This is a genomic window from Mycobacterium sp. (genome assembly GCF_035697385.1).
Lineage (GTDB): Bacteria > Actinomycetota > Actinomycetes > Mycobacteriales > Mycobacteriaceae > Mycobacterium.
On the sequence record NZ_DASSCY010000165.1, the window covers coordinates 1 to 5,461 of the forward strand.

Annotated in this window: 4 protein-coding genes; 1 reads left to right on the plus strand and 3 read right to left on the minus strand. The window is 69.0% G+C overall.

Going from position 1 to position 5,461, the window contains the following annotated elements:
* A partial coding sequence (locus VFH65_RS13750; protein ID WP_353322242.1) for a potassium channel family protein occupies positions 1–389 on the minus strand: 389 nt, incomplete at its 3' end.
* Between the two features lie 46 nt (positions 390–435).
* Between VFH65_RS13750 and VFH65_RS13755 the strand changes: the two genes are divergently transcribed.
* Positions 436–855 carry a DoxX family protein gene (locus tag VFH65_RS13755; protein ID WP_353322243.1) on the plus strand — a complete coding sequence of 140 codons (420 nt, stop codon included), beginning with the start codon at positions 436–438 and terminating at the stop codon, positions 853–855.
* Here VFH65_RS13755 and VFH65_RS13760 read toward each other — a convergent pair.
* Together VFH65_RS13760 and VFH65_RS13765 are read right to left on the minus strand one after the other, a co-directional pair.
* The gene (locus VFH65_RS13760) at positions 852–4,067 is read right to left on the minus strand and encodes an ATP-dependent helicase (RefSeq protein ID WP_353322244.1); all 3,216 of its coding nucleotides are present in this window, start codon (positions 4,065–4,067) and stop codon (positions 852–854) included. The genes VFH65_RS13755 and VFH65_RS13760 overlap by 4 nt on opposite strands.
* Positions 4,064–5,461 (minus strand): PD-(D/E)XK nuclease family protein (locus VFH65_RS13765; RefSeq protein ID WP_353322245.1); only part of this gene is annotated, 1,398 nt, incomplete at its 5' end. The genes VFH65_RS13765 and VFH65_RS13760, both read right to left, overlap by 4 nt.

Sequence of the window (5,461 nt, forward strand, 5' to 3'; positions counted from 1 at the left end):
GTGCCGATGAGCACGATCAGGAACGCGATCCGCAGCGGCGTGATGACGAGAACGTTGACCAGGCGGGCGCTCGGCGTGACCGGTGTGATGTCGCCGTAGCCGGTGGTCGACAGCGACACCGTCGCGTAATAGAAGCAATCCAGGAACGACAACGGGTCGTCGGGGTTCGGGCTGCTTTCCACATCGCGGTAGCCGTGCCGGTCCAAGTACACGATGAACACCGCCGCGAACAGCGCGGCCAGGGCGTAGATGACTCGCGTAGTGATGCGGCGGGCCGGACTGACCAGCGCGGTGGGGATTTGCACCGTGTCGGTCAGCGCGTGGACCGGTCGATCAGCCAGCGACTCTTCGAACCTGCGGAGCCGACGCCGCAAACGTCCTTTAGCCACGAGCGTTCGTCACCAATTGGGGCTGCCGCACCAGCACACTGTAATCATGACCTCTCCCCCACCCGAAGTGCAGCAGATCGCCAGCCCGGCGCCGGCCTACCGACTCGGCGCGATGCTGCTCGGCATGGGCACGCTGCATTTCGTCGCGCCCAAGCCGTTCGATGCGATCGTGCCCGACGAGCTGCCCGGCAGCGCGCGGTCGTATACCTACGGATCCGGAGTAGCGGAACTGGCCAGCGGCGTGCTGTCCCCCGCAAGCGGGAGGTGCCCCCAGCTTCGCCGGCGGACCCGACGTATGGGTGCGCTGGCTGCCGTGGCCCTGTTCGTCGCGGTCTTCCCGGCCAACGTCAACATGGTGCGGTTGTGGAAGGACAAACCCTGGCCGATGCGCGTCGGAGCGATCGTTCGACTGCCGCTGCAGATTCCGATGATCACCACGGCGCTCAAAATCTTCCGCGACTCCTAAGCCGCGTCGAGCAGCGCAGCCAAATCGTCGGCGTCGGGCAACGAGTCGGGGGTGACCGTCAGCCCACTGCGCACATAGTGGAACGCCGCGCGCACCGCTGACACCGGGCAGCCCTGTAACGCCGCCCACGCCAGCCGGTACACCGCGAGCTGAATCGCCGCATGCCGCTTGGCTTCCGGCGTGTCCGGGACCTCCCCCGTCTTCCAGTCCACTACCGTCGCGCCGCCGTCGTCGTCGGCGAAAACCGCATCGATGCGTCCACGCACCACACGCCCGCCGATGACCATGTCGAACGGCACCTCCACCTCGACGGGGGTGCGAGCCGCCCACGGTGACACCGCGAACGCCGCCTGCAGCTCGGCCAGCTGCTCGGGGTCGCCCGAGTCACGGTCGACCGCGCCGGGCAGATCGTCGAGGTCGAACAGGCGCTCGGCGTGATAGAACCGCTGCACCCAGTCGTGGAATGCGGTGCCGAGCAACGCATGTGGATCGGGGCGGGTCGGTAGCCGCCGACGCAGCCGCTGCGTGACCGCGTCGGGGTCGCGACCGAGTTCCACTAGGGTGCTGACCGACAGCTGGGCGGGCAGTGGCGGTGTGGGCCGCTCGGCTGCGCGGTCGCGTTCGGCGAGCAGGGCGTCGACGTCGGCTGCCCACCCGTCCACGTCTGCGACATCGCCCGCGAGTTGACCCGTCATCGCCTGGGTCACGAGCGCAGCGCCCGCGTCGACATCATTGCGGCGGGACCCGGCTGGATCGACGGGCCATACTGCTTCGATTGCCTTGTTCCGCAGCGGGTTTTGCTCGCCGTCGGCAGGGGTCGGAGCCCATTGTTCGACGACGCCACAGGGTTCGCTGTCTTCGGACTGCTCGATGATGTCCTTGAGTTCGCAGAGGAACTCCGACGGACCGCGGGGCTTGGTCTCGGACGCGCCCCAGTGATGCCCGGACAGCAGCAGTGTGTCCTCGGCGCGGGTGATCGCCACGTACAGCAGCCGGCGTTCTTCGTCGATGCGGCGCTGCTCGAGGCGACGTTTGTGGTCGGAGATCTTGTCCGACAGCTTTTTTCGATCGTTGACGTCGGAGGTGTCGAGCACCGGCACGCCGTGCTCGGAAACGGTGGCCCGGTCACCGCGCAGCAGCGGCGGCAGGTCGCCGGCGTCGGTCAGCCAGGTTCGCGTCGACGCGGTGGACGGGAACACGCGACCACTGAGGTGCGGCACCGCCACAACCTGCCATTCCAGCCCCTTGGCGGCGTGCACGGTGAGAATCTGCACCCGGTCGTGCGCGACGGAGATCTCCGCGGGGGCAAGGCCGTTCTCCACCTGCTCGGCGGCGTCGAGGAATGCCAGCAGTTCGGGCATTGTCGCGCCGGGCCTGGCGGCGAAGCCGGCCACCACATCGTCGAACGCGTCGAGATGCTCGGTGCCCGCCCAGCCAGCGCTGTAAGGCCGGGAGGCTCTGCTTTCGATGTCGACCCCGAGCACCCGTCGCACCTCGGCGACCAGCTCAGGCAGCGGGTGGCCCAAATGGGCGCGCAATGCGGTCAGCTCACGGCCAAGCGCCACGACCCGGCCGTAGCCGGTCGGCGAGTACGCCGTCGCCGGTCCGGGATCGCAGATCGCGTCGGCCAGGCAGGCCGCGTCGGCGTCGGGCGCGGCCAGCGCCACGATCTGCTCGGTCGCCGAACCGTGCGCCGAGCGGTCAGCGTCGTCGAGTTCGACCGCGCGCCGCCACAGCGCCGAGATGTCGCGGCCGGCCAAACGCCACCGCGGTCCGGTGAGCACACGCATCGCGGCAGCCCCCGCCGTGGGATCGGCAACGAGCCGCAGGGTCGCGACGACGTCGGCCACCTCCGGCACAGCCAATAGTCCGGCCAAGCCGACCACCTCGACCGGCACACCGCGCGCCGTAAGGGCGTCGGCCATCGGTGCGGCGTCGGCGTTGCGGCGCACCAACACTGCGGCCGTCGGCGTAGCTGCGGGGGATTCGTGGTAGAGGCGCGCCAAATGGTCTGCCACCCAGTCACGTTCGGCCGCCACGTCACTGAGCAGTGCGCACCGGATGGTGCCCGGATCGGCACCGGGCCGGGGCCGCAGCGCCCGCACGGCGACAGAGCGGCGTCGCGCCTCGGCCGACACCGCGTTGGCCACATGCAATGCACTAGGCGGATTGCGCCAGCTGGTGCGCAGCTCCAGCGTCGGTGCCGGCGTGCCGTCCGAGCACGGGAAGTCGGTCGCGAACCGCGGCAGGTTGGTGGCCGACGCGCCCCGCCAGCCGTAGATCGACTGAATCGGGTCGCCTACCGCGGTCAAGGCCAGACTGTCGTCGACCCCACCACCGAACAACGACGACAACGCGACCCGCTGCGCGTGCCCGGTGTCCTGATACTCGTCGAGTAGCACCACCCGGTACCGGTTGCGAAGCGCCTCACCGACTTCGGGAAAGCTCGACGCCAGCTTCGCGGCGTAGGCCATCTGCATGCCGAAGTCCATCACCTTGTCGTCGCGCATCCGCGTATGCAACGCGTCGATCAGCGGGACCAGCTCGGTGCGCTCGGTCTGGGTGGCCAGCATCCGCAGCAGCCACTGACTCGGGCCGCGGTCTCGCTGATACGGCCCGGCGGGCAACGCGTGCACCAGCCGCTCCAGTTCGACGTGGGTGTCGCGCAGCTGCTCGGTGTCGACGAGGTGCTCGGCCAGCTGACCGGCCAGCCGCAGCACCATCGCGGTGACGGTGGCGGGCGTCTTGTCGGTCTCGAGATGCTCCGGATGCGCGCAGACAACCCGAAATGCCAACTGCCACAGCTCGGTTTCGGACAACAGCCGGGTGTCTGGCTCGACCGGTAGCAACAGGCCGTGTTCGCGCAGCAGGTTGCCCGCGAACGCGTGGTAGGTGCTGACGGTCGCCGGGTCGTCTGCCACATCCGCGAAACCCGCGCCGGCAAGACGGGCCAGCCGGGTGCGGACCCGACGCAACAGCTGGCCCGCCGCTTTGCGTGTGAAGGTCAGCCCGAGTACCTCACCGGGGCGGGCATATCCGTTGGCGACCAACCACACCACCCGCGCCGCCATTGTCTCGGTCTTGCCCGCACCGGCTCCGGCGATGACCACCAGCGGCCCGGGTGGTGATGCGATGACCGCCGCCTGCTCATCGGTGGGCGCGAAAAGACCGAGCGCGTCGGCGAGTTCGGCCGGGCTGTACCGCGGCGTCATGACCGACCGCCGCTGGCGGCCTGAGCGGGACACATCGCCCGCACGGGGCAGTGCGTGCAGCCGTCGTTGATCCGGGCCACGAACTCCGGTCCCTGCGTGGCGGCCGCGGCTTGTTCGACGACCTCGCGCCAGGCGGCGCGGGCATCGGGCGTGAGCGCGTCCTGTTCGCGTTCGGCAGCACCGCCGGCGCTGGTCTTGCCGAGATACACGAGGCGGCCGCCGCCGGCGGTATCACCATGTGCCAGTAGCCCTTCAGCCACCGCCAATTGGTACATCGCCAGCTGAGCGTGACGCTGCGCATCGTCCTTGGTGACCGGGCTCTTGCCGGTCTTGATGTCGACAACCACGAGCCGGCCAGCATTGTCGCGTTCCAGCCGGTCGAGCCTGCCACGAACCCGTACCTGCGGTGCAATCTCGCCGTCGACGGGGATCTCGGTTCCTACTTCGGTGAGCTGATGGCGGCTCTGCGCCCGCCACTGCGTGAAGGTCGCGAGCATCGCGCGGTGTCGTGTTAGCTCGTTGCGTGAATACCATTGTGAGTCGAATGGCAGCTTGTCCCACACCTTTTCGAGTTCGTTGAGCAGCTGACTTTCGGTCTTTCCCCCGTCTGCGACCAGGGCGTGTAGCAGCGAGCCGACCGCGGACCGCACGTCTCGGCCATCGCTGCCGCCGTGGCGCTCGAGCAGCCAGCGCAACGGGCAATCGGTCAGCATTTGCAGCGTGGATGGGGACAGTGTCACCGTGTGGTCATCTCCGCGCCACAGCGGTTCGTCGCTGGACAGCGGCGTCATGGCGTACCACTTTGCCGGGTCGGTGCCCGGCACTCCTGCCGCGGCCAGCCGCGCCAATTGCGCTGCTGCACAGGCGCGCGTCGCGCCGTCGACCTCATCGGCCGGGGCGCACACCACCGCGCGTAGCCTGCCGGCCAACGCGGCCGGCGCCAGCACCCGCGGCGACTCGATCGGTGCGGGATCGGGATCGGGATCGGTCGCGAGTGCAGCCAGCTCGTAGCAGAACGACGACGGTAGCATCGACTCGTCGCCGCTGTCGCTGTCGACAGCCGTGACGAGCAGTCGGCTGCGGGCCCGCCCCATCGCCGCGATCAGCAGTCGACGTTCCTCGGCCAGCAGGGGTGCCCTTGTCGACAATCCGCGCTCGGCGGGGCCAGCTACACCGTCCATCACGTCGACGAGTTGCTGTGTGGCGAGCACTCCGCCCCGGGGAACGGTGTTGGGCCACAACCCTTCCTGCAGCCCGGCGATGACGACGAACTCCCACTCGCGGTCGAGCACCGAATGCGCGCTGAGCACCGCGACCGCATCGATTTCACCGTGTTGGTCGCGCGGTGCCGCGGGAAGGCCAAGCGCTGTGACATGGTCGACCAGACCGGCAAG